A 22463-nucleotide genomic window follows, 5' to 3' on the forward strand; every position below is an offset into this window, starting at 1 on the left:
AGCCTCAGAACGAGGCGCTCCATGATCCTCGAGACCTTCCACTACGATCGGGACACCAAGAAGTGGTCCGTGCGGGCGCTGCCGGTGCTCGACAGCGAGCGGACGCTGGTGCTCGCGTTCGGGGCGCCGGAGCTCCTCGACGACCCGGGGGCGATACGGGAGCTGCGGCGCGCGTACCCGCGGTCGCACGTGCTGGGGTGCTCGAGCGCGGGAGAGATCGCGGGCACGTCGGTGCGCGACGGGACGCTGACGGTGGCGGTGGCGCGGTTCGAGCGGACGACGCTGGCGACGGCGCAGGTGGAGGTGGCGAGCGCGTCCGCGTCGTTCGCCGCGGGGCAGGCGCTGGCGCGCAAGCTGGAGCGGCCGGGGCTGCGCGGGGTGCTGGTGCTGTCGGAGGGGCTCGGCGTGAACGGCAGCCAGCTGGTGCGCGGGATGAACGCGGTGCTGCCGGAGTCGGTCGTCGTGACGGGAGGGCTGTCCGGGGACGGGACGCACTTCAAGCGGACGTGGGTGTGCGCGGGGGACGTGGTGCGCAGCGGGCTCGTGGCCGCGGTGGGGCTCTACGGCGAGCACGTGGTGATCCAGCACGGGTCGAAGGGGGGCTGGGACAAGTTCGGGCCGGAGCGCGTGGTGACGCGCTCGGAGGGCAACGTGCTGTACGAGGTCGACGGCCGCCCGGCGCTGGCGCTCTACAAGGAGTACCTCGGGGAGAAGGCGGCGGAGCTGCCGGCGTCGGCGCTCCTGTTCCCGCTGGCGGTGCGGGCGACGGCGCACGACGAGAAGGCGCTTGTGCGGACGGTGCTGGCCGTGGACCACGAGGCGCAGTCGCTGACGTTCGCGGGGGACGTGCCGAGAGGGCACCTCGTGCAGCTGATGAAGGCGGACTTCGAGCGGCTGATCGGGGGCGCGGAGCAGGCGGCGAGGGCGGCGAGCGAGGCGGGCAAGTCGGGCGGGGACAGCGCGCTGGCGATCGCGATCAGCTGCGTGGGGCGCCGGATCGTGCTGGGAGACCGGACGGAGGAAGAGGTCGAGGCGGTGCTGGACGTGCTGCCGAAGGGCACCCAGGTGACGGGGTTCTACTCGTACGGGGAGATCTCGCCGTACGCGACAGGCCACTGCGACCTGCACAACCAGACGATGACCCTCACCGTCCTCTCCGAGGCGCCCACGCCGCTCTCCAGGAGGGAAGGCCCAGGGGAGCGAAGGCCGCGCGCCGCGAAGCGGGCGCCGGCGGCCGTGGCGGCCCGCGTCGTCGCGCAGCCGGCCGGCGGGATGGCGGAGTTCGAGGAGCTCGAGATCGCGTCGGATTCGACCTTCACGTCCGAGGCCGCCTTCGACCCGCCGTCACCGGCGTCGAGCGCGACGCCCGGGCCGCTGTCCCCGGCGCGCGCCGGGGAGGAGGCGCGGCCGACCATCCGGGTGCCGCCGCAGAACGGCCGCAGGGCGTCGCGCCCGCACATCGCCGAGCCCGCGTCGGGGCCGGTCTCGTCGGGGCACAGCCCCACCACCGTGGACCGGCCGCCGCCGGCCGCGTGGGCGCACCGCGCCGCGCCGACGCGGAGCGTGCCGCCCGCGGGCGCCGCCGGCCGCCTCGACAGCCTCGCGTTCGATCGGCGCACGGTCGGCGACGTCCTCGTCGTCCGGCTCGCCGGGCGCATGACCGAGGCGTTCAAGGGGGCGGCGCTCGCGCGGGAGCTCGAGGGCAAGGTCCTGCTCGATCTCGCCGGCGTCGAGCGGATCACGTCGTTCGGCGTCCGCGAGTGGCTCCAGATGATCCAGGCGGCCCAGCCGCGCCTCCGCGCCCTCTACCTCGCGCGCTGCTCCGAGCCCGTCATCAACCAGCTCAGCATGATCCGGCGGTTCGCCGGCAACGGGCGGGTCGTCTCGTTCTATGCGCCGTACTGCTGCGAGTCGTGCGGCGCCCAGTTCGAGCGGCTCGTCGACTGCGCCCACGACGCGGCCCCGCTCGCCGAGGGCAAGGCGCCCGACGCGGTGTGCCCCCGCTGCGACGGCCCTGGCGCCTTCGACGACGACGCGGAGACCTATTTCGGGTTCGTCGCCCAGCACGGCGCCGGAGCGATCCCGCCGGAGGTGCGGGAGATCCTTCTCGAGCTCGAGAGGGCCGACGAGCCGGCCGTCGGCGACGTGGTGGAGAAGTCCGTCGAGGGGCGCGTCACGCGCCTCAAGGTGGCGAGCAAGCTGACCGCCACGCTCCGCTGGAGCCGCATCATCGACGGCCTCGAGGGCCAGGTCGTCTTCGACCTGAGCAGCGTCCCCGCGGTCACCGCCGACGGCGCGGCGCGCTTCGAGTCGGCGCTCCGCAAGCTCGACGGCGCCGTCGAGGCGGTCCGCATCGAGGGCTGTCCCCGGCTGCTCGCCGAGCGCACGGCGGGCCCCTCGTGGCCCGAGCTCGCGCGGATCGGGTCGGCGGTCGTCGAGGGCCGCTGCGCGTCCTGCAGCGCGACCCGCCCGGTGCTCGTCGAGGTCGATCGGCACGCCGCCCTCTTCCGCGGCGGCCAGGACCCGAGCGTCACCTGCAAGCGCTGCAACACGCCGCTCGCCTTCGACGGCTCCCGCTCGCTGCTCTACCTCCTCGGCGCCCACGCGGCGCGCGCCCCATCGGCTCCGCCTCCGGTGAGCGCGCAACAGGAGCCGGCCGCGGCGGCGCCGCAGGCGCAGCAGCGCGGCGAGGGCGGCGCCGCGCCGCAGCGGCACGGCGGGGGAGGCAACGCGGCGTTCCTCGCGCTGCTCGGCGGCGTGGCGCTCGCGGCCGCTGGCTTCGCGGCGTGGCGCGGCGGCTTCGGCTCCGCCGCGGCGCCCGCGGCCTCGGCAGCAGCTGCGGCCCCGGCAGCAGCTGCGGCCTCGGCAGCGCCTGCGGCCTCGGCAGCAGCTGCGATCTCGACAGAAGCCGGGGCCTCGGCGGCGCCCGCGGGCGAGGCGCGCGCGCCGGGGCCGTCCGGGAGCGGCCTCGGCGCGGCGGGCTGGTCGGCCGCGGACGACCTCCCGCCCGCGTGGGTGGAGCGGCCGTTCGTCATCGAGGGCGAGAGCGTGCTCGTCGTCGGCCGCGGCGGCCCCGCGGCCAGCGAGGCGGGCGCGCTCGCGGCGGCGCGCAACGGCGCGATCGAGCGCCTCGCGTCCGGCCTCGCCGCCGAGATCGCGGGCTCTCCCGCGGCCCTGCTCCTCGCCGCGCAGCCGCCGGCCGAGGCGGGACCGGAGCCGCGCGCGGAGGTCGTCGAGCGCATCGCCGGGCGCTTCCTTGCGCAGGTCGGCTCGTTCGCGACGCCCGAGCGCGTCGACGCCGTCGTGCGGAGGGAGGGCGACGGGGTCCTCGCCTTCGCGCGGTACAGGCTGCCCCGGCAGAGCTTCGATGCGGCCGCGGCGCTCTACCGCCAGACGGCCACGTTCCAGGGGCTCACCGTGGCGCGCTTCTTCCCCCAGCTCGAGGCGAGGGTACGCACCTCCGGCGACCTCGTCGTCGTCGCGGCGGAGCGCCCGCAGCGCGGCGCGGATCCAGGGGTCGCCGCGGGGGACATCGTGCTCTCGGTCGGCGATCGCCCCGTGCACTCGGTCGAGGTGTTCGGAAAGGCCGCGGCGGACGCGTGGGCGCGCACCGCGCCCGGTGATACGCTGACGCTCCAGATCGAGTCGCGCGGGCAGCGCCGCAGCGTGAGCTTCGCGAAATCCCAGTCCGAAGTCCCTCGATGAGCACCATGACCGCCCGCCGCGCTCCTGGAGAAGTGACGCCGCCGGCCCGCACGGTGGAGGCGGTCGGATGACCGAGCGCTACGCCGCCGGTCCCATGAGCGCCGGATCGCGCCACCCCAGCACGCTCGGAAGGTACCGCCTGATCAAGAAGATCGGCATGGGCGGCATGGCCGAGATCTGGGTGGCCTCCGTCGCCGGCATCTCGGGCGTGCGGAAGATCTGCGTGGTCAAGCGCATCCTCCCGCACCTCGCCGACAGCCCCGAGTTCGTGCGGATGTTCCTCGACGAGGCGCGCATCGCCGCCACCCTGGATCACCCCAACCTGGTCCAGATGTACGACATCGAGGACGTCGACGGCGTGCCGGTCATCGCGATGGAGTACCTCCACGGCGAGGATCTCAGGACCGTCAGGAAATCGCTCCGGTCGGCGGACCGGCGGATGCCGATCGAGCACGCGATCACCATCGCCGCGGGCGTCGCGGCCGGGCTCCACTACGCGCACGAGAAGGTCGGCTTCGACGGCAAGCCGCTCGACATCATCCACCGCGACGTGTCGCCGCACAACGTGATCGTCACCTACGACGGGGCCGTGAAGATCCTCGACTTCGGGATCGCGAAGGCGGCGAACCGCGTCAACGAGACGCGCGACGGCGCGCTCAAGGGCAAGGTCCCGTACATGTCGCCCGAGCAGTGCATGAGCGACAACCTCGATCGCCGGAGCGACATCTACTCGGTCGGCATCCTGCTCTACGAGATGTCGACGGGGAGCCGGCTGTTCCGGCGCGGCGCCACCGAGTTCGAGCTGATGCGGGCGATCGTCGAGGACCCGGTGATGCCGCCGAGCGAGGTGTGCGCCGACTACCCGCCGGCGCTGGAGCGCATCCTGCTCAAGTGCCTGGAGCGGGATCGGGAGAAGCGGTACGCGACCGCGAGGGACCTCCAGATCGAGCTCGAGGCGTTCGCGCGGGAGGAGCGGCTCGCCACCTCGGCGCTCGCGCTGTCGTCGTTCATGTCGGAGCTGTTCGGCCAGCGCGTGGAGGTGTGGCGGGGCGCGCTCGCCTCGGGGGCGGACCTCGAATCACACATCGTCGAGAAGCAGGAGTCGATCCAGAACGAGGACTCCTTCGCGGGCGCGCTCGACGCCGCGGGCGGGGCGCCGCAGGCCGTCGAGACCGGCCGCCCTGGCGGGGTCGCCACGAAGCTGTCGGCGCCGCTCTTCGCGGCGTCGCGGCCCGACGCGGGGGATCCGGATCCGCCGCCCCGCTCCAGGCTGCACCTGTCGCTGTCGGCCGCGGACGCCGGCCCCGGGGCGGAGCCCGAGCGGGCGCACGGGCAAGGCCCGCGAGCCCTCATGGTGACAAAGCGGAGGCTGGGCAGCCTGCTGATCGTCTCGCTGTCGGGGCGCATGACCGAGGAGCTCCAGGGCCTCGCGGTCGCGCGCGGCATCTCCGGCCGCGTGCTCTTCGATCTGGGCGGCGTGCAGCGGGTCACGTCGTTCGGCGTGCGCGAGTGGATGGCGATGCTGGCGGAGGTGTCGCGGAGCGCGTCCGAGATCTACGTCGGCCGCTGCACCGAGCCGATCGTCAACCAGATCAGCATGATCCGCCGCTTCTTCGGGGACGGGCGCGTCGCGTCGTTCTACGGCCCGTACCGGTGCGAGCGCTGCGGCGCCGCCTTCGATCGGCTGTTCGACTGCGACAGGGACGCGCACCTCGTCAGGACGCACGAGCCGCCCGTGAGCCCGTGCCCGCGCTGCGGCGGGGCGGCGGTGTTCGACGACGACGCCGAGAGCTACTTCGCGTTCGCGGCGAGCTACGCGGGGATCGAGCTGCCGGAGGACGTGCGGGGAGCGCTCGACGAGCTCGCGCGGCTCGACGCGGGGACCCACGAGGCCATCGAGAAGACGGTCGACGAGCGCGGTACGCGCATCCGCGTGCGCTGCAAGCTCGACGCGCACGTCCGGTGGAAGCGCGCGCTCGACGGGATCGAGGGGGCGCTGGTGCTCGATCTCGCGGGCGCGGCCGGGGTGACGTCCGAGGGCGCGAGGGCGCTCACGCTGTCGCTCCGCGCGCTGGGCGGCGAGGTGACGTCGATCCAGATCGAGGGCTGTCCGGTGGTGCTGCTCGAGCACCTCGCCGCCGAGAGCCCCCCGCTGCGTGCGGAGGTGGTCTCGGCGATGGTCGACGGCACCTGCGAGCGGTGCAACGCGCCCCGGCAGACGCTGCTCGACGTGAAGGAGGCCGCACAGGCGGCCCTCGCGGACCGGGAGCCGTACGTGCCGTGCAAGCGGTGCAACGCGCCGCTGGCGTTCCCGTGGCTCCGGCCGGCGCTGAAGCGGCTCGGCGCCGCGCCGGAGCCGGCGCGCTCGCCGCCCGGGCCGCCCGAGCCGGCACGCACGCCGCCCGGGCCGCCCGAGCCGGCGACGAAGCGCTCTGCCGCGGGGGGCGACGTGACGAGGTCAGCGCCTGTCGGGACAGCGGCAGGGACAGGGGCAGCGGCAAGGGCAGCGGTGCCGCTGGGCGCAGCGGTGCCTGCGGGCGTTGCGGGCGCAGCGGTGCCGGCAGCGGCGCCTGCGGGCGCTGCGGCTCCGGCAGGGGTGCCGGCGCCGTTCGCGGCCGTCTCGGCGGCGGGCGGCTCCGGAGCGCGCGGGGTGCTCGCGGCGTTCGCGGCGGGGGCGCTGCTCGTCCTCGCCGTGGCCTTCGCGTACCAGGTCCGGGTCCGCCCGCGTCCCGCCGCCGGGGCGGGCACGGCGCCCGCGTCGAGCCCGGGGTGGCGCGCGGCGCCGCCGGCCGACGAGAGCCCCCCGTGGATGGATAAGCCCTTCACCGCCGAGGGCGACGCGATCTTCGTGGTCGGCGAGGGCTCGGGCGCGAGCCGGGAAGAGGCGCTCGCGGTCGCGCGCGCCGACGCGATCTCCCGGCTCGCGAGCAACGTCGTGCCGGCGCTCGCGGGGTCGCAGGCGTACGGCTTCATCCAGGTGCACGGCGGCGGCGCGCGGCGCGCGGGCATGGCGGAGGCCGAGGCGAGCCGCTACCTGAAGCAGGTCGGCGCGTTCGCCACCCCCGAGCGCGTCGACGCGCGCTTCCAGGAGCGCGACGGCGCCGTGGCGGCCGTCGCGCGCTACCGCATGCGCAAGGAGAGCTTCGACGCCGCCGTGCAGAGCTACCGGAGGACGGTGAGCGTGCTCGGGCTGACGGCGGCGCCCCTCTTCCCGCTGCTCGAAGGTGAGCTGAAGAGCAGCGGAGACGCCGTCGTGGTCGCCGTGGAAGAGCACGGCCCCGCCGCGGCCGCGGGCGTCCGCATCGGCGACGTGGTGGTCGCCATCAACGGCCGGCCGCTCGTCAGCTTTGAAGCGATGCGTCATGCGCTGCCGAGCGCGCAGGAGGATGTCCCCCTGGAGCTCACGGTCGAGTCGGGCGGCGCGCGGCGGACGGTCGCGATAAAGCGGCAAAGCGGGGCGCGGGGAGGGGGCTGAGCCGGGCGCGTCGCGCCGTCGCCGCGCGCTCCTCCGAGCGCAGCGGCCCACGCGAGAGCGTCCGCGACATCGCGCCGCGCCGACACGTGAACGCCGCGCTGGCCAGGGCGGGCCCGAGGAGCGTCGCTTCCGCGGCATCGGCTGTCCGGCCGGCGATCGCCTGCGGTATGCTGGGTGCTGCGGCGCGGCGCTCTCCGTCGGAGGTTTCGAACATGCGCGGCCTGGAAGAGATCGAAGGGCTGGAGATCGGGACCCTGATCGCCGGCAAGTACCGCGTGGATCGGCTGCTCGACAAGGGCGCGATGGGCGCCGTCGTCGCCGCGACCCACGTCGATCTCGACGAGCTCCGGGCGATCAAGGTGCTGCTGCCGGCCACCGCGGCCGACCCGGAGATGTGCGGGCGCTTCATGCAGGAGGCGCGGATCGCGTCGCGGCTCCGGAGCGAGCACGCGGTCAGGGTGCACGACATCGGGCGGCTCGAGAACGGGCTGCCGTACATGGTGATGGAGTTCCTCGACGGCCGCGATCTCCGCGTCATCCGCAAGCAGCGGGGCCCGCTGCCGGTGGAGGAGGCGACGCTCTACGTGATCCAGGCGTGCGACGCGCTCGCGGAGGCGCACGCGCTCGGGCTTGTGCACCGCGACGTGAAGCCGGCCAACCTCTTCTTGACGCAGACCCGCGAGGGGACGCCGTGCATCAAGGTGCTCGACTTCGGCGTCTCCAAGGTGTCGCAGGCGGCGCTCCTCGGCGTCGCCGAGATGCGGACGAGCACGGGCCAGATGCTCGGGACGCCCCACTACATGCCCCCCGAGCAGATGCGCGGGCAGCGCGACGTCGACGCGCGCGCGGACATCTGGGCGGTCGGGTCGCTCCTCTACGTGCTGCTCACCGGCCGGTATCCCATGCACGCCCGCTCCGTTCAGACGGTCTCGCTCGTGCTCGGGGGCAAGTTCGTGCCGCAGCTGCCGTCGCAGGTCTGCCGCGGGCTCTCGCCGGAGATCGATCCGATCATCATGCGGTGCCTCGAGCGGGACCGCGACAAGCGCTGGCCCGATCTGGCGGAGCTCACGCTGGCGCTCCGCCCGTTCGCGCCGCCGGCGGCCCAGCCGCTCGTCGACCGCATCCAGCGCATCCTCCGCGGAGGGCTGCGCGACTCGCTCTCCGGGGTGCGCCCTGGCGTGGACGGCATCGACGCGGGGGAGCGCGGCTCGATCCCCACGACGATGGGCTCCGGGCCGTCCACCGGCGGCATGGCGATCGAGCTGCGCCCGGAGCCGATGCCTCCCCTGTTCCCGGCGGATCCCGCGGAGGACGATGCTGTCGAGCGGAGCGAGGTGCCCACGGTCTCGGACCGTCCGCGCGGCCGGGCGGAGGCCGACGCGGTGGAGCGGAGCGAGGCGGCCACGGTCTCGGACCGTTCGCGCGCCCGAGCGGAGGCCGACGGGGTGGAGCGGAGCGAGGCGGCCACGGTCTCGGACCGTTCGCGCGGCCGGGCGGGGGTCGACGCGGCGGAGCGGAGCGAGGCCAGCACGGTCTCGGACGGCCTGCGCGCCCGAGCGGAGGCCGACGGGGTGGAGCGGCGCGAGGTGGCCACGGTCCCGGAGCGCCCGCGCGCCCAGGCGGAGGCCGACGGGGTGGAGCGGCGCGAGGCGGCAGCCGTCTCGGCCCGGCCGCAGGCCCAGGCGGAGCCCGGCCGCGTCGAGCTGGGCGCGGCCGGCCTGGCTCCGGAGAGGGCGCGGGTCGAGGAGGACGCCGACGAGACGACGCTCGCCGACACGCTCCGGCGGCTGCGCTCGCCCTTCAGGGCGAGCTTCGTCCTGGCGGCGATGGCGGCGGCGATCGTCGTCGCGCTGCTGGTCAGCGGGACGCGGCCCGAGGAGCGGGCGTCGGGCTCCACCGCTTCCGGGCCGCCCCTCGCGGGCGCCACCTTGAACGAGACGCGCAGCGCCAGCGAGGAGCGCGGCGCCGCGGGCGCCGGTCGGGTCGTCCCGGCGGCCGCGGCGTCTTCCGCGTCCCAGCCGCGTTCGCCCGAGCCGCTGGCGGACCTCGAGCGCGGGGCGCTCCCAGAGCAGGTCCGGCGCACGGAGCAGGAGCCCGGACGCGCAGCGGTGGCGCCGAGGCCCTCCGCGAGCGGGAGCCTCCCGGGCCCGGGCGCGCCCCCGCGCAAGCAGGATATCCCGGTCAGCGCTCCGCCGCGGTGACGCCGGAGAGGGCGACTCCCGACCTGCGCGGTCGCGGGGAGAGGGGGTGATGCGGATTCAACGTGTCATGAGCGCGGCGCGGCGGACCGCGTCGCGCGCGCTTCACTTGCCCTGCGCGATGACGCCGCAGCCGATGCGGCCGCCGGCGTTTCCGGCGGGCTGGCTGCCGTCATCCGCCTTCTCGTGGACGATGATGGCCCGGCCGAGGAAGGTGTTCGGAGCGCCGTCCTTGAGATTCGCGCCCTTGGCGACGATCTCGTGGGTGCCCGTCCCATCGGGCTTGATCTCGATGTTGCCGAGATCGCCGAGGTGGCGAGGCGCGCCGTCGGGGAGGCCGTGCGGGTGGTTCTCGGGGTTGTAGTGCGCGCCCGCGCTCTTCGCGTCCGGCGCGCTGCAATCGCCGGTCTCGTGCACGTGGACGGCGACCTTGCCCTTGGGAGCGCCCGAGACCTGGACGGCGACCTTCACGCCGCCCTCGACCTCGGTGAAGATCGCGGTGCCCTTGAGCTTCGACTTGGACCGCGCCTCGATGGGCACAGAGACGCTCACCGGCGCTGCAGGCGGCGCGGCCGCGGCCTCCGGCGCCGCGCCGCCCGCCGGCGGGCTGGCCTCGGGCGCCGCCGTCGGCGCAGCGGGCGCCTCGGGCGCAGGCTGCGCGGGCTGGGCGGGGACGTCGGGGACCGCGGGGGCCGGCTCGGGCGCGCCGCCGCAAGCGGCAGCGACCAGGACGAACGAGGCGAGCAGCGAGAGACGATAGGCCGGTTTCATCACAGCGGGGACCTCCAGGTTCGTGAGGCGTTGGACCACCGCCGTCTCGTAGAGCGGTCCCGGCGGGCGATCAATCGGCGATACCGACATTCTGCAGGCGCGCCGTCGGCCGACGCCGCGCGCGGGATGAGCCGCTCGCGCCGGCGCCGGCGCTGCTCGTGGCGCGGGCGCCCGACCCCTGGACAGAGACCAGCGAGGCGCGGAGTCCGCCTCCGCGCTTCGCCGAGCTCAGCGACGCGCGCTCACTGCGCGGGCGGGCAGCCGATGGGCTCGGTGCCGATCACGACGTCATCGATCCACATCGTGCGGGTCGCGTCCGCCTGATAGGACTCCCAGCCGAGGCCGATGCTGTCGAACGCCGGCGCGGTCCACTCGTAGTTCTCCACCTTGTTGGCGCAGCCCTGGCCGGTCCCGGTCACCGTGAGATCGGTCAGCTCCTTGCCGTCGAGCTTGAAGCGCATCTCGTTCTTCGGCCCGTCGAAGCTGAACTCGACGCAGGACCATTTGCCGACCGGGGCCACCGTCGTCTCCGCCGCGTGGTTCCAGCAGTCCGTCTCCGGGCCGGTCTTCGGGTCGCTCCAGAATCCGGGCGTATCGTAATTCGCCATGAGCTGGCTGCCGGCCGCGACCGGGTGCTGCCCGCCATAGCGATACTGCGCCGCGTAGGGCTTTCCCATGAAATCGCTGTCAGGAATGGTCCCTGAACCGTCGATGATGGTCCAGTGGACATCCCCCGTCGGCGCAGCCTCGAGGAACATCATCATGCGTCCATGGATGACGTTCTCTGCGGTGAGCGGGGCGCCGGCGTCCGTGAACTTGATCATGGCCGACTTGTAGTTGCTGTCTCCCGTGCTCGCGGGCGTGGTCACCTTGATGGACTTGGCGCCGCTGTACGCCTTCTCCGTGTCGACCGACACGGTGGAGCCCGCCATGGCCGTGTAGACCGTCCACTTGCCGAGCTTATCGCCGTTCGCGGCCTGGCCCTCGTACGACTCGAAGCCGTCGCAGAGCAGCGCCTCACAGGCCGTGCCGCCGCCGCCGGCGCCGCCGCCCTGGCCTGCGCCGCCGCCGCCCTGGCCTGCGCCGCCCTGGCCTGCGCCGCCCTGGCCTGCGCCGCCGGTGCCGCCGCCCTCACCGGCGCCGCCGCCGGCCGTGCCGGTCGACGTCGTCGTCGTCGTCGTGGTGTCGCCATCGTCCGAGCACGCAGCCGCGCCCGCCGCGAACGTCGCGAGCAGGCCAAGCAAGGTAACGCTATATCGAAGCTTCATGTTCGTTTCCATCCTCCGCGGCGACTATTGCACGAGGTCATCGCGAGGGACAAGAACGAACGTTTTCGGCAGATCGCACGATCCAGGCGCTCGAACTCGAATGGCCCCGGCGGTGCGGGGCAACACGATCACGCCCGGGAGCACCCTTGAAGAGTCGGCCTCTCGGGCCGGGAGCGCGCGTGAGCGCTCAAGCGTCGTCCGCCCTGCCGCTCACGCCGCCCGCCAACATCGCCTCCGGCGAGATCGCATAGAGCTTCTCTTCCCCCTGCTTCCCCCGGATCCGCACCAGCGCGGGCATCGCGTCTCCCGGGCTCCCCGCCGCGGCGAACGTGGCCTCATCCATCAGCAGGCCACCGGCCTTCGCCTGCGCCTGAATCCGAAACGCGGTGTTCACGCGATCGCCGATGATGGTGAACTCCCGCCTGCCGCTCGATCCGATGCTCGCCAGGAGGACCGGCCCTGTCGAGAGCCCGAGCCGCGTCGGGAACGCGGGCCGGCCCTGCGAGCGCTGGTGTTCGTTGAAGGCCGCGATGCTGCGCTGGATCCGCTGCGCCGCCGCGAGCGCGTCGCTCGCGCTCCGGAAGAACGCGAGCATGCCGTCGCCAACATACTTGTCGACCTCGCCCGCGTGGTCGTAGACGATCTGCGCCACCGTGGCCATGTACAGGCTGAGATCCGCGAGCAGCGGCCCGGGATCCTCGAGCTCCGAGAGGCGCACGAACTCCTCGATGTCGCTGACCAGCACCGTCAGCACCTCGCGCGCCGGCGGGCTCGGCCTGTTCGACGACACGCTCTCCTCGATGCTCTCCCACGCCCGGTCGGACAGGTAACCGCGCAGCGCCGCGTGCAGCTGGCGCACCTGCGCGTAGCGCTCCTCGAGCTCCCTCCGCTGCCGCTCGAGCTCCCGGCGCTGCCGGTGCAAGAGCAGCTGCGTCCCCACCCGCGCCAGCACCTCGCGCAGCTCGAACGGCTTCGTGACGTAATCGACGCCGCCCGCGTCGAACGCCATCACCTTGTCGCCGATGCCGGTCATCGCGCTCAGGAAGATGACCGGGATGTCCGCCGTCCGGGGGTCTCCCTTCAGCCGGCGGCACACCTCGTGGCCGTCCATGTGGGGCATGTTCACGTCGAGCAGGATGAGGTCCGGCGGCGCCGCCGCCGCCGACATCAGCGCCATCGCGCCGCTGATCGCCGCCCGCACCTCGTAGCCCTGCGCCGTCAGCATCGAGGTCAGGAGCGACAGGTTCGCCGGCATGTCGTCCACGATCAGGATGCTGGCGGGCTCTTCCCTGGGGCGCTCCGGTCGCGCGCCCGGGGCCGCCCCCCGGGGGGCCGGCTTTGCGTCGGTGTCCGTCATGACGGCTCCTCCTCCTCGGCGCTCGATAGCGCCAAGATGCTGTCGAAGCGATACCCCCGCGCGAGCTCGGCCACCGCCCCGGCGAGCTCCGCGTCCTCGGGCCGGAACCGATCGAGCGTCGCCTGGACGGCCTTCGCGTCGAGCCGCGTCGCGGCCCGCCGGAGGTCCTTGCGGAGCGAGGGGGGGAGCCCGGCCGCGGCCCGGGCGAGGTCGACGGCCGGCGCCGCCTGGGCCGACCGGGGCTCCGAGGGGCGCTCCTCGACCTCGAAGCGGGCCCCGAGGTGCTTCGTCAGCAGGCCGAGGATGTCCGCGTCGCGGAACGGCTTGCTCACGAAATCGTCGCACCCGGCCTCCGCCGCGAGCGCCCGGTTCTGCTCGAACGCGCTCGCGGTCATCGCCACCACGACCGTCTCGTGGCCCCGCGGGCTCGCCTTGATGCGGCTCGCCGCCTCGTAGCCGTCGAGCAGCGGCATGCGCAGGTCGAGCAGGACGAGGTGCGGCGCCCACGTCTCCCACTGCGCCACCGCGCCGAGCCCGTTGGTCGCGCTGCGCGCCTCGACGCCCACCGAGTCGAGCAGCTTGAGCAGGCAGTGGCGCACGTCCCACCGGTCGTCGACCACGAGCACGCGGTACCTCGGCTGGCCCGACGAGAGGCCCACGACGCGGAGCGCCCGCGGCGCGCCGCCGGCTCGCGCGCCCGCGGCGTCGGCGAGCGACAGGCGCACGTCGAAGCGGAGCGTCGTCCCGCGGCCGACCTGGCTCTCCACGCGGATGTCGCCGCCCATGAGCCGCACGATGCGCCGGCTGATGTGCAGGCCGAGGCCCGTGCCCTCGCGCGACCGCCGCCCGGTCGCGGTCTGGGCGAACGCCTCGAAGAGCTCCGCGAGCTCCTCCCTGGCCATGCCCCGGCCGGTGTCCGCCACCTCGAACGACACCCGCACCCGCCCGGCCGCCGCGCCGTCGTGCGCGCCGCCGTCGTACGCGCCGCCCTCGTACGTGCCAGTAGAGCGACGCGCCGAGGCCCGCAGCGTGATCGACCCGCGGGGCGTGAACTTCAGCGCGTTGCCGAGCAGGTTGATCAGCACCTGCCGCAGCTTCCCCTCGTCGCCGTGGACGTGCCGCGGCACGTCCTGCTCCCGCTCCACCGTGAGCGTGAGGCCCCGCTTCTGGGCCTCGACGGCGAACATCTCCGAGAGCCCCGAGAGCGTCTCGTGGAGGTCGAAGTCGGTGTCGACGAGCGTCATGCGGCCGGCCTCGATCTTCGCCATCTCGAGGATGTCGTTGACGAGGCCGAGCAGGTGCTCGCCGCTCTTGCAGATGACCGCGAGGTTCTCGCGGTGCCGGTCGGCGAGCGAGGGGTCGCGCTCCACGAGCTGCGCGAAGCCGAGGATCGAGTTGAGCGGCGTCCTGAGCTCGTGGCTCATGTTGGCGAGGAACGCGCTCTTCGCCCGGCTCGCGGTCACGGCCTCCTCCCTCGCCCTGCGCGCCTCGTCCTCGGCCCGCCGCGCCTCGGCGAGCTCCTCGCCGAGCCGCTGCTCCGCGGCGCGGCTCACCGAGAGCTCTTGCGCCCTCCGCTCGAGCTCGCGCGCCTTCTGCTCGAGCTCGAGCTCGCGGGCGTGGAGCCGCCTTCGGAGCGCCCAGAGGGCGACCAGAAGGAGGGTCCCGACGACCACGGAGGCGGAGATCCCGACGACCTGCATGCGATGTGCCCCCGCCCGCCTCGTGCGCGGCGGGAAGGACCGGAGCGCCGATCCCGTCGGAAGGCAACGATCAGGTTACAGGAGTTCGGGGCGGCCCGTGGGGGCCCGATCGGTCGCGCAGCGCGGCTTTCGGCGGTGGCGCGGCGCGCTCGTCAGGCGGATCACGAACCGTGGAACCGTGGAACCGTGGAACCGTGGATGGTGAACGGGAGAGGGTAAGGAACGAACCAAGGGAGCCCCTGCCGCAGCGCGGCGGTCGGTTCTCCAAGGTGTGTGGGTCCACGCGCTACCGCGCGCCGCCGTCCGGCGTGGCCCGCGGCGGGGGTGTGACGACCGCGTCGGGCGGCGGCGCGCCGGCGTCTTCGCGCGGCGGTGCGCCGCTGTCTCCCTGCGCCGGCGGCGGCCTGGGCGCGAGCGCGGGCTGACGGAGGCCGCGCAGCGAGGCGAGCCGGTCGACGAGGACGCCGGCCTCTTCGGTCGACAGCTTGACGCGGGCGTGGACCGCCTTGCCGTCGGCCGCGATCGCGACGCGCTCGAGCACGGCCCCGAAGCCGACGAGCCGCGTCGCGAAGTCCGCCGCGCGCGCGTCGCGGGCCGCGCGCAGCTCCGCGCCGAGCGCGGCGCAGGGGGCCTCCGCGTCGCAGAGGACGACGGCGTGGACGGCGATCTCGGGGCCGAGCGCGACGCTGGCGCCGCCGGAGAGGAGCGACGCCGCGGGCGATCGGCTGGAGCCGCTCAGCGCGAGCTCGCGCCCGATCTCGGCGCGCTGCTCGGGCGCGAGGACCACGGTGACGCGCGCCGCGCCCTCGCCCACGGCGCGGGCGATGTCGTCGTGCGCGCCGCTCGCGCCGACGCTCGCGGCGCGGCCCTCGACGGCGTCGATCATGGCGCGCAGGTACGCGCCGCCGCCGAGCAGGATCGGCCCCCCGGGGCGCACGGCGATCTCGCCGTGGCCCTCGGCGCTCGCGTCCCGCACCGCGCGGAAGCCGCCGATCCCGTGGACGATCGGCCGCCCGCCGCGGGCGTCGATCACCTTGGAGGCGCACGCGAGCAGCGCCTCGTCCTGCACGGCGCCGGCCGCGACAAGCCCGAAGTCGCCGCCCTCGCCCGCCGCCGGGATGGCGATCGCGACCTCGGTCAACGCGGCCACCGGGTCGAAGCCGCACACGTCGCGCACCTTGCCGAGCCCCGGGATCTCGCGCTCCTCGCGCAGGAACGAGGCGAACGCGGGAGAGGCGCGCAGCGCCGGGAGATCGAGCGTCGCGACGAGCATCGCGCCCGCCGGAACGGCGTCGAGCGCGCGCGGCGCGGCGGGGGGGCTCTCCCGCCGGCGGCCGAGGAGCCAGGCGACGCCGCCGCCGAGCAGGACCCCGACGAGCAGGAGGACGAGGCCGTCTCTGGTCCGCGTCTGCACGCGCGACCCGTTAGCACACGGCCGCGGCGGACGCCCCGGCGCGGTCGCGCCTCGCGCGCCCCGGCGGGGCGGAGGGCGGCGCTGCGCCGCGGCGCCCCCTCGCGCGGGGCTGCCCGCCTTGGCGCGGCGGCTACGCGCCCTTGCGCGGCGGTGACCAGCGCGTCCCGCGGACGAGATCGAACACGGGCACGGTCACGTTGAAATTCCAGCGCTTCATGAGCCGGGGGTCGTGGTGCCTGCGGTGGTGCTCGCGGAGCCTCGAGAGCCCCGGGACCCGGTACACCGGGCTGTCCGCCGGCAGGTGATACGCGAGGTGCAGCCACTCGTAGCCGACGAAGAACGCCATCGCCGTCGCGAGCCCGAGCAGCGCCGCGTCCCGCGAGAACAGCGCGCCCGCCGCCGCGGCGAGCGGCAGGAGCAGGGCGAGGACCAGGAGCGCCGAGGCGGGCGGCGTCAGCACCAGCCAGAGCTCCCGGGGGCTCCGCAGCGCCATGTCGTCCGCGGTGAAGGCGAGGTGGTGCTCGCGCTCGTGCCGCTCGCACAGCGCGCCCAGCAGCGGCGCCCGCCGGTGCAGCACCGACCTGTGCGCCCACCACTCGAAGGCGAACGCGAGCAGCAGCGTCGTCGGGATCGCGAGGAGCTCGACGGCCTCGACGGCCTCGACGAGGCGCGCCGCCGCCGCGACCACGAGCGCGCCGAGCGCCGTGGGGGCCGCGAGGTGGAGCGCCGGGCTGTACCCGCGCGGGATCCGCGCCGCGATCGCCGCGCGACGCCGCGGCGAGGCCGGCTCGTTCACGGACATCGATGACTATGAATTTCAAAAAAACAGAACGCAAGCGCAGCCGAGGCCGCCGGCGAGGGCGCGCGCTCAGCTTTCCTTGCGTTCTTCCTGCTGTTCCGCGCCGTCCTCGTGCGCGCCGCCGTCCGTCGCGGGCGCGTCCCGCTCGAACAGCCCGCCGATCGCCTCGCCGATGCGGCCGATCTTCGCGGCGAGCAGCACGACGATCAGCAGGAAGGCCGTCAGGGCGATCTCGTTGTGGGAAGCGCCGAGCACCATGCGTCGACGTCTACCACGCGGCACCCCGAGCGGGGGGCGCCGCAGCGCGCCGCCGCACGCGACCGCGGCGGGAACGCCGAGGGGGCCGCGATCGCGTTTGACAGCCCGCCGGCGACCGTCGACAGTCCAGACGATATGGGCCCCTGGGCGCTGCTCCGCCGGGCCGCCGCCACGAGATGACCGCCGTGTCCGAGCTCCGCGACGACCACGAAGCTGTGCAGGCGCGCCCGCGCGAAGGCGCCATCCTGCTGGCCGACGCGTCGGCGGACGGGGAGGCGATCGGCGCGGCGCTGAGGGCCCGGGGCTTCGAGGTGATCGCGGCGCCCCTGGCCGAGATCGAGGCGCGCCTCGCGATCGACGCGCCGCGGGTCGTGATCGTCGACATCGACGAGCCCGGCGCGATCGAGGCGCTCGAGCGCCTCTACCTGCGGCCGGGCGGCGTCGCCGCGTCCGTGCTCCTCGTGGGCGATCCGGTCCGCTCGGCGGAGCTCGATCCCCTGCTGTTCGGGCAGGTCTTCGAGCGCCCGGTCGACACCGCCGAGCTCGCCGCGCACGTGAGCGCGGTCGCGGAGCCCGGGCGGTTCCGCGGGGAGCTCGCCGACGAGGCGCGCCTCGCGGCGGGCTACCCGGGGCCGGTCGAGCACGAGGTCCCGTCGAACCCCGACTTCTCCAGCGATCTCGATCCGCTCGACGTCGGCTCGGTGCTGCCGCCCCCGGAGGAGGACGGCGACGCCGTCGGCCCGCGGCTCCTCCCGGCGCGGCTCAGCCCGGAGCTCGAGGAGATCCTCGTCGCCGCCGAGCAGCGGGTCACGGCGAAGGCGCACCCGTCGAGCATCCCGGCGGCCGAGGAGGAGGTCGACCTGATGCTGTCGCCCGAGCTGCTCTCGGCCCTCGACGAGCCCCTCGATCCGGACGAGGAGGAGCCGCGGACGGGCGCGAGCGGGGCCCACGCCCCGCTGCCCACCGGGTCGCCTTCGCAGCCGAGGACGAGCTCCGAGCCGTACGTCGTCGCGGCGGCTCCGCCCCCGGCGGCCACAGGCGCCGAGCACACAGGGCCTGGCGACGCCTTCGCGGAGCTCGCCGAGCCGGGCGAGGAGCACGAGGACCACCGCGACGTCGAGCCCGCGCTCGACGCGGCGCACGCGACGAAGCGCGCCGGCCCCGAGCTCGCGGCGCCGCTCGCGCCCGAGCGGGACGCGCACCACTACGGCAGGGAGGAGCGCGATCACGGCGGTCCTGCGCGCCGGAGCGGCGGCCGCGACGTCGCGCCGCCGACCCCGCGCGACGCGGGCCGTCCCCACGCCTTCGCGTCGCCGCGATCGCGCCCCGAGGCCGCGTGGGATCGGTCGCCCGCGCCTTCCCCCGCGCCGCGGGAGGAGCCGGCGTGGGACCGCGCCCTGTCCGACCGCGCGCGCGCCGAGGAGGACGTCGACTGGGCGCGCCCCCCGTCGGGTCGCGTCGAGCCGAGCCTGCGCCAGCGCGTCACCGAGCCGCCGCCCCGGTCGCGCGACGCCCGTGACGCCCGCTCGCCTGGCCTCCCGGCGCCCTCTGCGGGCGTCGCGTTCGTGTCGCCTCCTTCGGTCGAGGTGAGGACCGCGCTGCTCTCGCAGGTCGGCAGGGCCGAGCCCGAGCCGCTGCCGCCCGTGCCGTCGCCGCTCCGCTCTGCCCCGGCGGCGCGCGCCCCGGCGCCTCCCCTGGGGCCCGTCCCGGCGAGCGCGGGCGCCGGTGCGCTCGGGCGCGGTCTGCTCCCGCCGCTCTCGCCCGCCGCTCCCAGCACGTCCGCGCTCGGCCGCGTGCCCCTCCCAGCTCCGCCGTCCGTGGCCATCTCCGGCGCGGCCCTGCGTGGGCCCGCGCCGCCGCCCGCGCCCCCTCTGCCGCCCGTGGTGCCCCCCGCGCCGGCCACGGTCAGCGCGGCCGTGCTCGGCCGCGCCCTGCCCCCGGAGCTCATCGACGACGCGCCGAGCTCCGGCGGCGCCTCGTCGGCCACGGTGCTCGGCCCTGGCGACGCGCCGCGCGCGCTCGCCCGCGCGGTGGGCAGCCGCTCCTCCGGCGCCCTCGCGATCACGACCGAGGAGGGCGCGCGGCGCATCGTCCTGCACGAGGGCGATCTCGTCACCGCCGGCTCGACCATCCCCGAGGAGACGCTGCTCGCCTTCCTTGTCGGGCGGGGCGACCTCGAGCGCGAGGTCGCGGCGCGGCTCGCGGGCAAGCTCCCCGCCTCGGGCCGGCACGCCGGCGCGGCGCTCATCGCGCACGGCCACCTCGGCCAGGACGACCTCTGGCCGGTCCTGCGCGCGCACGCGGAGTGGGTCATCGGCCACGTCGTGCTCGTCGAGGCCGGCACGTGCGACATGGAGCCCGAGCCGCCGGGCCGCCTCAAGGCGGAGCCGAACGTCTTCGGCGGCGCCACCGGCGCCGAGGTCTTCGTCGAGACGATCCGCCGCGTGATCGCCCCCGAGATCGCCCTGCGCCGCCTCGGCGGCCCGGGGGCGCGCCTCGACGACGGCGTCCGGCGCAACCTCCTCGGCGAGTGCGCGCTGCGGCGCGAGGAGGAGGAGCTCGTGCGCACCGCGCGCGGCCGCAGCGTCGGCGAGCTCGTGAGCGCGACGGAGCCGGAGAACGCCAGCGTGATCTACGCGCTCGTCTGCCTGGAGGTGCTCGACGTCCTCATCCCGCCGTCGATCACCGAGGCGCCGCCCCCGCCGGCGGAGGATCCGCTCGACGAGGAGGCGATCCGGCAGCGCGTCCGGGCGCGGCTCGCGCTGGTGGAGGACGGCGACTATTTCTCGATCCTCGGCATCCCGCGCGACGCGACGAACTACGAGATCCGCCGCGCGTACCTCGCGCTCAGGAAGGCGTTCGAGCCGTCCACCCTGCTCACCGCCGCGACCGTCGATCTGCTCGACGACGTGCGGCTCGTCATCGAGGTGCTCGACGAGGCCTACGAGATCCTGCGCGAGCCGCACCGGCGCGAGCGGTACCGGCGGGCGATCGAGGCGGGGCCTCCGTAGCGCGGCTCTTGGCGCGGCGAGCGCGGCTCTCGTGGTGCGCCGACGGCGGGAGGTGCCCGAACGGCGCGAGCTCCCTCGGGGCGCGAACGCCGCGCGCACTCCGCTGGACGCGCGGCGGGCACGGTTGATGAAGGCCGGCGCGGCTGTGCAATGCTCGCTCTCTCCCGGACCCGGATCGGCGGCGCTGCACACGGGCGAGCCAACGCGCTCCGGTCGAGCGGCCGCGGCGGCGCTGATCGCCACCCTCGTGCTCGCCCCCGGGTGCGTCCGCGAGGCGGCGAAGGAGGCTACCCGCGGCACGATCGAGGCGCTCGATCGCAGCACGCAGGACCGGACCGGGCCCGCCGGAGCATCGGCCGAGGGGCCAGCGAAGGGCGCGCACGAGGGCGAGCGGCCGCTCGTAGGGGCCATCGTCCACGATGCGGTCCGGGCCGGCGCGGCGGAGATCGGGCGGCAGGCCGAGGGCCTGGAGCCGGTCATCGCGCAGACGAGCGAGGCCGTGAGCAGCGCCGTGGTCCAGGGCGCTCTCCAGCACGATCGGGCGCTCGTCAACCTCGTCGAGCAGGGCTCGGGCGCTGCGGCGAGGGCTGCGGCGCGCGAGGGGACGGCAGAGCTCGTGGAGCAGCTCGCCGGGTGCCCCGCCGGCGACTCCGGCTGCTCGAGCGCCGCGATCGAGCGCGCGAGCCGCGCAGCCGCAACGGGCTTCGCGGACGGCCTGGGGAGGGCGATGCAGCCCTGGATCATCGGCCTCGCCTTCGGCGGGGGGTTCCTGCTCGCCGCGCTGCTCGCCGTCGCCATCGCGCTCGTCGCGCGGCGGCACGAGCGCCCGGCCGCGCACTGACGAGCGCCCTCGTGGGCGCGCGCCTCGCCGGGGGCTCGCGGGCAAGGACGTCGCCCGCAGGCCGTCGAGCGGAGGCGGCCCCTTCCATCACCGCCTGCGCGCGGGCCGAGGTCCGCCCCTTGCACGCGCCCGCGCCGCAGGAGGCATCATGTCCAAGTCGAGCGAGTTCATCGAAGCCCTGCGTCGGATCGAGGAGAGCGGCGACGTCGAGCCCATGGCGCGGCTGTTCGCGCCCGACGCCGAGCTCAGCAACCCCACGATCTCCAGGCCGCTGCGCGGCCCGGCCGGCGCCCGCAACTTCTGGCGCAGCTACCGCCACGCCTTCGGCCAGGTGCGATCCGAGTTCCGGTGCGTCGCCGAGTCGGATCAGGCCTCCATCCTCGAGTGGACGAGCCACGGGACGCTGCCCAGCGGGGCCGAGTTCTCGTACGAAGGCGTGAGCGTCATCGAGCACCCGGCCGGCGCGATCGCGCGGTTCAAGGCGTACTTCGACCCGAGGGCCCTCGGGCTCCCGCTCAGGCACGCGGCGTAGCGCCCCGCCGCCGCGGGAGCACGTCGAGCGATTGTCCGCCCCGGCGACCGGGCGCTCCGCGGGGAGGCCGGTCCCGCTCGGGGCGGCAGGACGTCACTTCCGGAGCGCGGCGGCGATGAGCTCCGAGTTCAGCCGCGCCTCCGCCGGAGCCGGGGAGCTCTCGAGGATCTTCGCCTTGTTCATCGCCTGGGCCGTCGCGTCGTACGCCGCCCAGAGCGTCGGCCCCCCGGCGGACCGGTCGAAGAGCTGCTGATTGCGCGCGAGGTCGAGGATGCTCAGGCCCGTCATGCTGCTCTCGAACTCATCGACCTTCATCCCCTGGGCTCGCGCCATGAGGCCGAGCGCCTCCGAAGGCCGGGCCCGCCAGAACTCGAGCGCCTGGTCCCACCCTCGCAGGAACGCCACGGTCTCCTGCCGGCGCCGGACCGCGGCCTCCCTGGTCATGAGGAGCACGTCCGTGATCTCGTTCGGGAGCTCGGCGCTCGAGAAGATCTTCTTGGCCCCGTCGGCGACGGCCTGGGAAAGGAACGGCTCCCAGCTGACCGCGGCGTCGACGTTTCCCGTCCGCAGCGCGTCGGTGGTCTGCTCGAGCGTGAGGTTGACGATCTCGACGTCGGACATCGACATCCCCGACATGGTCAGCGCCCGGATCAGCACGAGATGGCTGATGGTGCCCAGGTCGGCCGCCACGCGCTTGCCCTTCAGATCGCGCATGCTCGCGATGCCGTCGCGGGCGACGATGCCGTCGGCGCCGTTCGAGGTGTCGAGCGCCATGACCGTCTGCAGATCGACCCCCTGGTCCGCCAGCCGCAGGGCGCCGAACAGGGTCGACGCCACGATGTCGAGCTTCTCGTCGATGAACGCTCGCTCCATGTCCACGCCGGTGCTGAAGGTGATGATCTCCGCCTCGACGGGCGCGTTCATCTTGTGCTCCGCCGCGATGTAGAGCGGCGAGTATCCCACCCAGACGAGCAGCCCCACGCGGAGCGGCGCGGGCGCCGGGTCGCTGCACGCCGCCGCGAGGAGCGCGATCAGGGCGACGCAGATCAGGAGGCGTGGAGCGCGAGGGGCGGGCATGGTCGTCTCGGGGGCTCGTCGTGACATGGCTCGATCGATGGCAGCGCAGGAGCGCCG

14 protein-coding genes are annotated in these 22463 nt (G+C 74.9%); 6 read left to right on the top strand and 8 right to left on the bottom strand.

Features of this window, described 5'->3' with window-relative positions:
• The first annotated feature begins 21 nt into the window (after window positions 1–21).
• From WME90_RS44505 to WME90_RS44515, 3 genes are all read left to right on the top strand, one after another.
• Window positions 22–3705, top strand: coding sequence for an FIST N-terminal domain-containing protein (locus WME90_RS44505; protein ID WP_437278176.1), 3684 nt, complete (start codon window positions 22–24; stop codon window positions 3703–3705).
• Window positions 3706–3772: 67 nt separating this feature from the next.
• Window positions 3773–7180, top strand: a complete 3408-nt coding sequence (locus WME90_RS44510) for a protein kinase domain-containing protein (protein WP_437278177.1) — start codon at window positions 3773–3775, stop codon at window positions 7178–7180.
• Between the two features lie 212 nt (window positions 7181–7392).
• Window positions 7393–9381 carry a protein kinase domain-containing protein gene (locus WME90_RS44515; protein ID WP_437278178.1) on the top strand — a complete coding sequence of 663 codons (1989 nt, stop codon included), beginning with the start codon at window positions 7393–7395 and terminating at the stop codon, window positions 9379–9381.
• Between the two features lie 102 nt (window positions 9382–9483).
• Here the strand turns inward: WME90_RS44515 and WME90_RS44520 are convergent, their stop codons facing one another.
• The 7 genes from WME90_RS44520 to WME90_RS44550 all read right to left on the bottom strand — a co-directional run bounded on the left by WME90_RS44520 (window position 9484) and on the right by WME90_RS44550 (window position 16945).
• Complete coding sequence (locus WME90_RS44520; protein WP_437278179.1) at window positions 9484–10188, bottom strand: superoxide dismutase family protein; 705 nt, start codon at window positions 10186–10188, stop codon at window positions 9484–9486.
• A 203-nt stretch (window positions 10189–10391) separates the two neighbouring features.
• On the bottom strand, window positions 10392–11417 hold the full coding sequence (locus WME90_RS44525) for a hypothetical protein (RefSeq protein WP_437278180.1): 1026 nt from the start codon (window positions 11415–11417) through the stop codon (window positions 10392–10394).
• 187 nt (window positions 11418–11604) lie between these two features.
• A complete protein-coding gene (locus WME90_RS44530; protein ID WP_437278181.1) occupies window positions 11605–12774 on the bottom strand; it encodes a response regulator in 1170 nt (389 codons plus the stop codon).
• Window positions 12771–14474 carry an ATP-binding protein gene (locus tag WME90_RS44535; RefSeq protein ID WP_437278182.1) on the bottom strand — a complete coding sequence of 568 codons (1704 nt, stop codon included), beginning with the start codon at window positions 14472–14474 and terminating at the stop codon, window positions 12771–12773. Before WME90_RS44535 ends, WME90_RS44530 begins: the two co-directional genes overlap by 4 nt.
• 286 nt (window positions 14475–14760) lie before the next feature.
• Window positions 14761–15888: a hypothetical protein gene (locus WME90_RS44540; protein WP_437278183.1), complete on the bottom strand. Its 1128-nt coding sequence runs from the start codon at window positions 15886–15888 to the stop codon at window positions 14761–14763.
• Between the two features lie 130 nt (window positions 15889–16018).
• Window positions 16019–16690 carry a sterol desaturase family protein gene (locus WME90_RS44545; RefSeq protein ID WP_437278184.1) on the bottom strand — a complete coding sequence of 224 codons (672 nt, stop codon included), beginning with the start codon at window positions 16688–16690 and terminating at the stop codon, window positions 16019–16021.
• 66 nt (window positions 16691–16756) lie between these two features.
• A complete protein-coding gene (locus WME90_RS44550; protein WP_437278185.1) occupies window positions 16757–16945 on the bottom strand; it encodes a hypothetical protein in 189 nt (62 codons plus the stop codon).
• 185 nt (window positions 16946–17130) lie between these two features.
• On the opposite strand from WME90_RS44550, the gene WME90_RS44555 reads away from it, so the two are divergent.
• From WME90_RS44555 to WME90_RS44565, 3 genes are all read left to right on the top strand, one after another.
• Window positions 17131–19956 (top strand): DUF4388 domain-containing protein, encoded by a 2826-nt coding sequence (locus tag WME90_RS44555; protein ID WP_437278186.1) that lies wholly within the window; start codon window positions 17131–17133, stop codon window positions 19954–19956.
• Window positions 19957–20083: 127 nt separating this feature from the next.
• Window positions 20084–20797 (top strand): hypothetical protein, encoded by a 714-nt coding sequence (locus tag WME90_RS44560; RefSeq protein ID WP_437278187.1) that lies wholly within the window; start codon window positions 20084–20086, stop codon window positions 20795–20797.
• Between the two features lie 148 nt (window positions 20798–20945).
• On the top strand, window positions 20946–21329 hold the full coding sequence (locus WME90_RS44565; protein ID WP_437278188.1) for a nuclear transport factor 2 family protein: 384 nt from the start codon (window positions 20946–20948) through the stop codon (window positions 21327–21329).
• A 93-nt stretch (window positions 21330–21422) separates the two neighbouring features.
• Here the strand turns inward: WME90_RS44565 and WME90_RS44570 are convergent, their stop codons facing one another.
• Entirely contained in the window at window positions 21423–22433 is a 1011-nt protein-coding gene (locus WME90_RS44570; protein WP_437278189.1) for an ABC transporter substrate-binding protein, read from the bottom strand.
• Window positions 22434–22463 lie beyond the last annotated feature (30 nt).

The organism is Sorangium sp. So ce375, assembly GCF_051473855.1.
Taxonomy (GTDB): Bacteria; Myxococcota_A; Polyangia; order Polyangiales; family Polyangiaceae; genus Sorangium.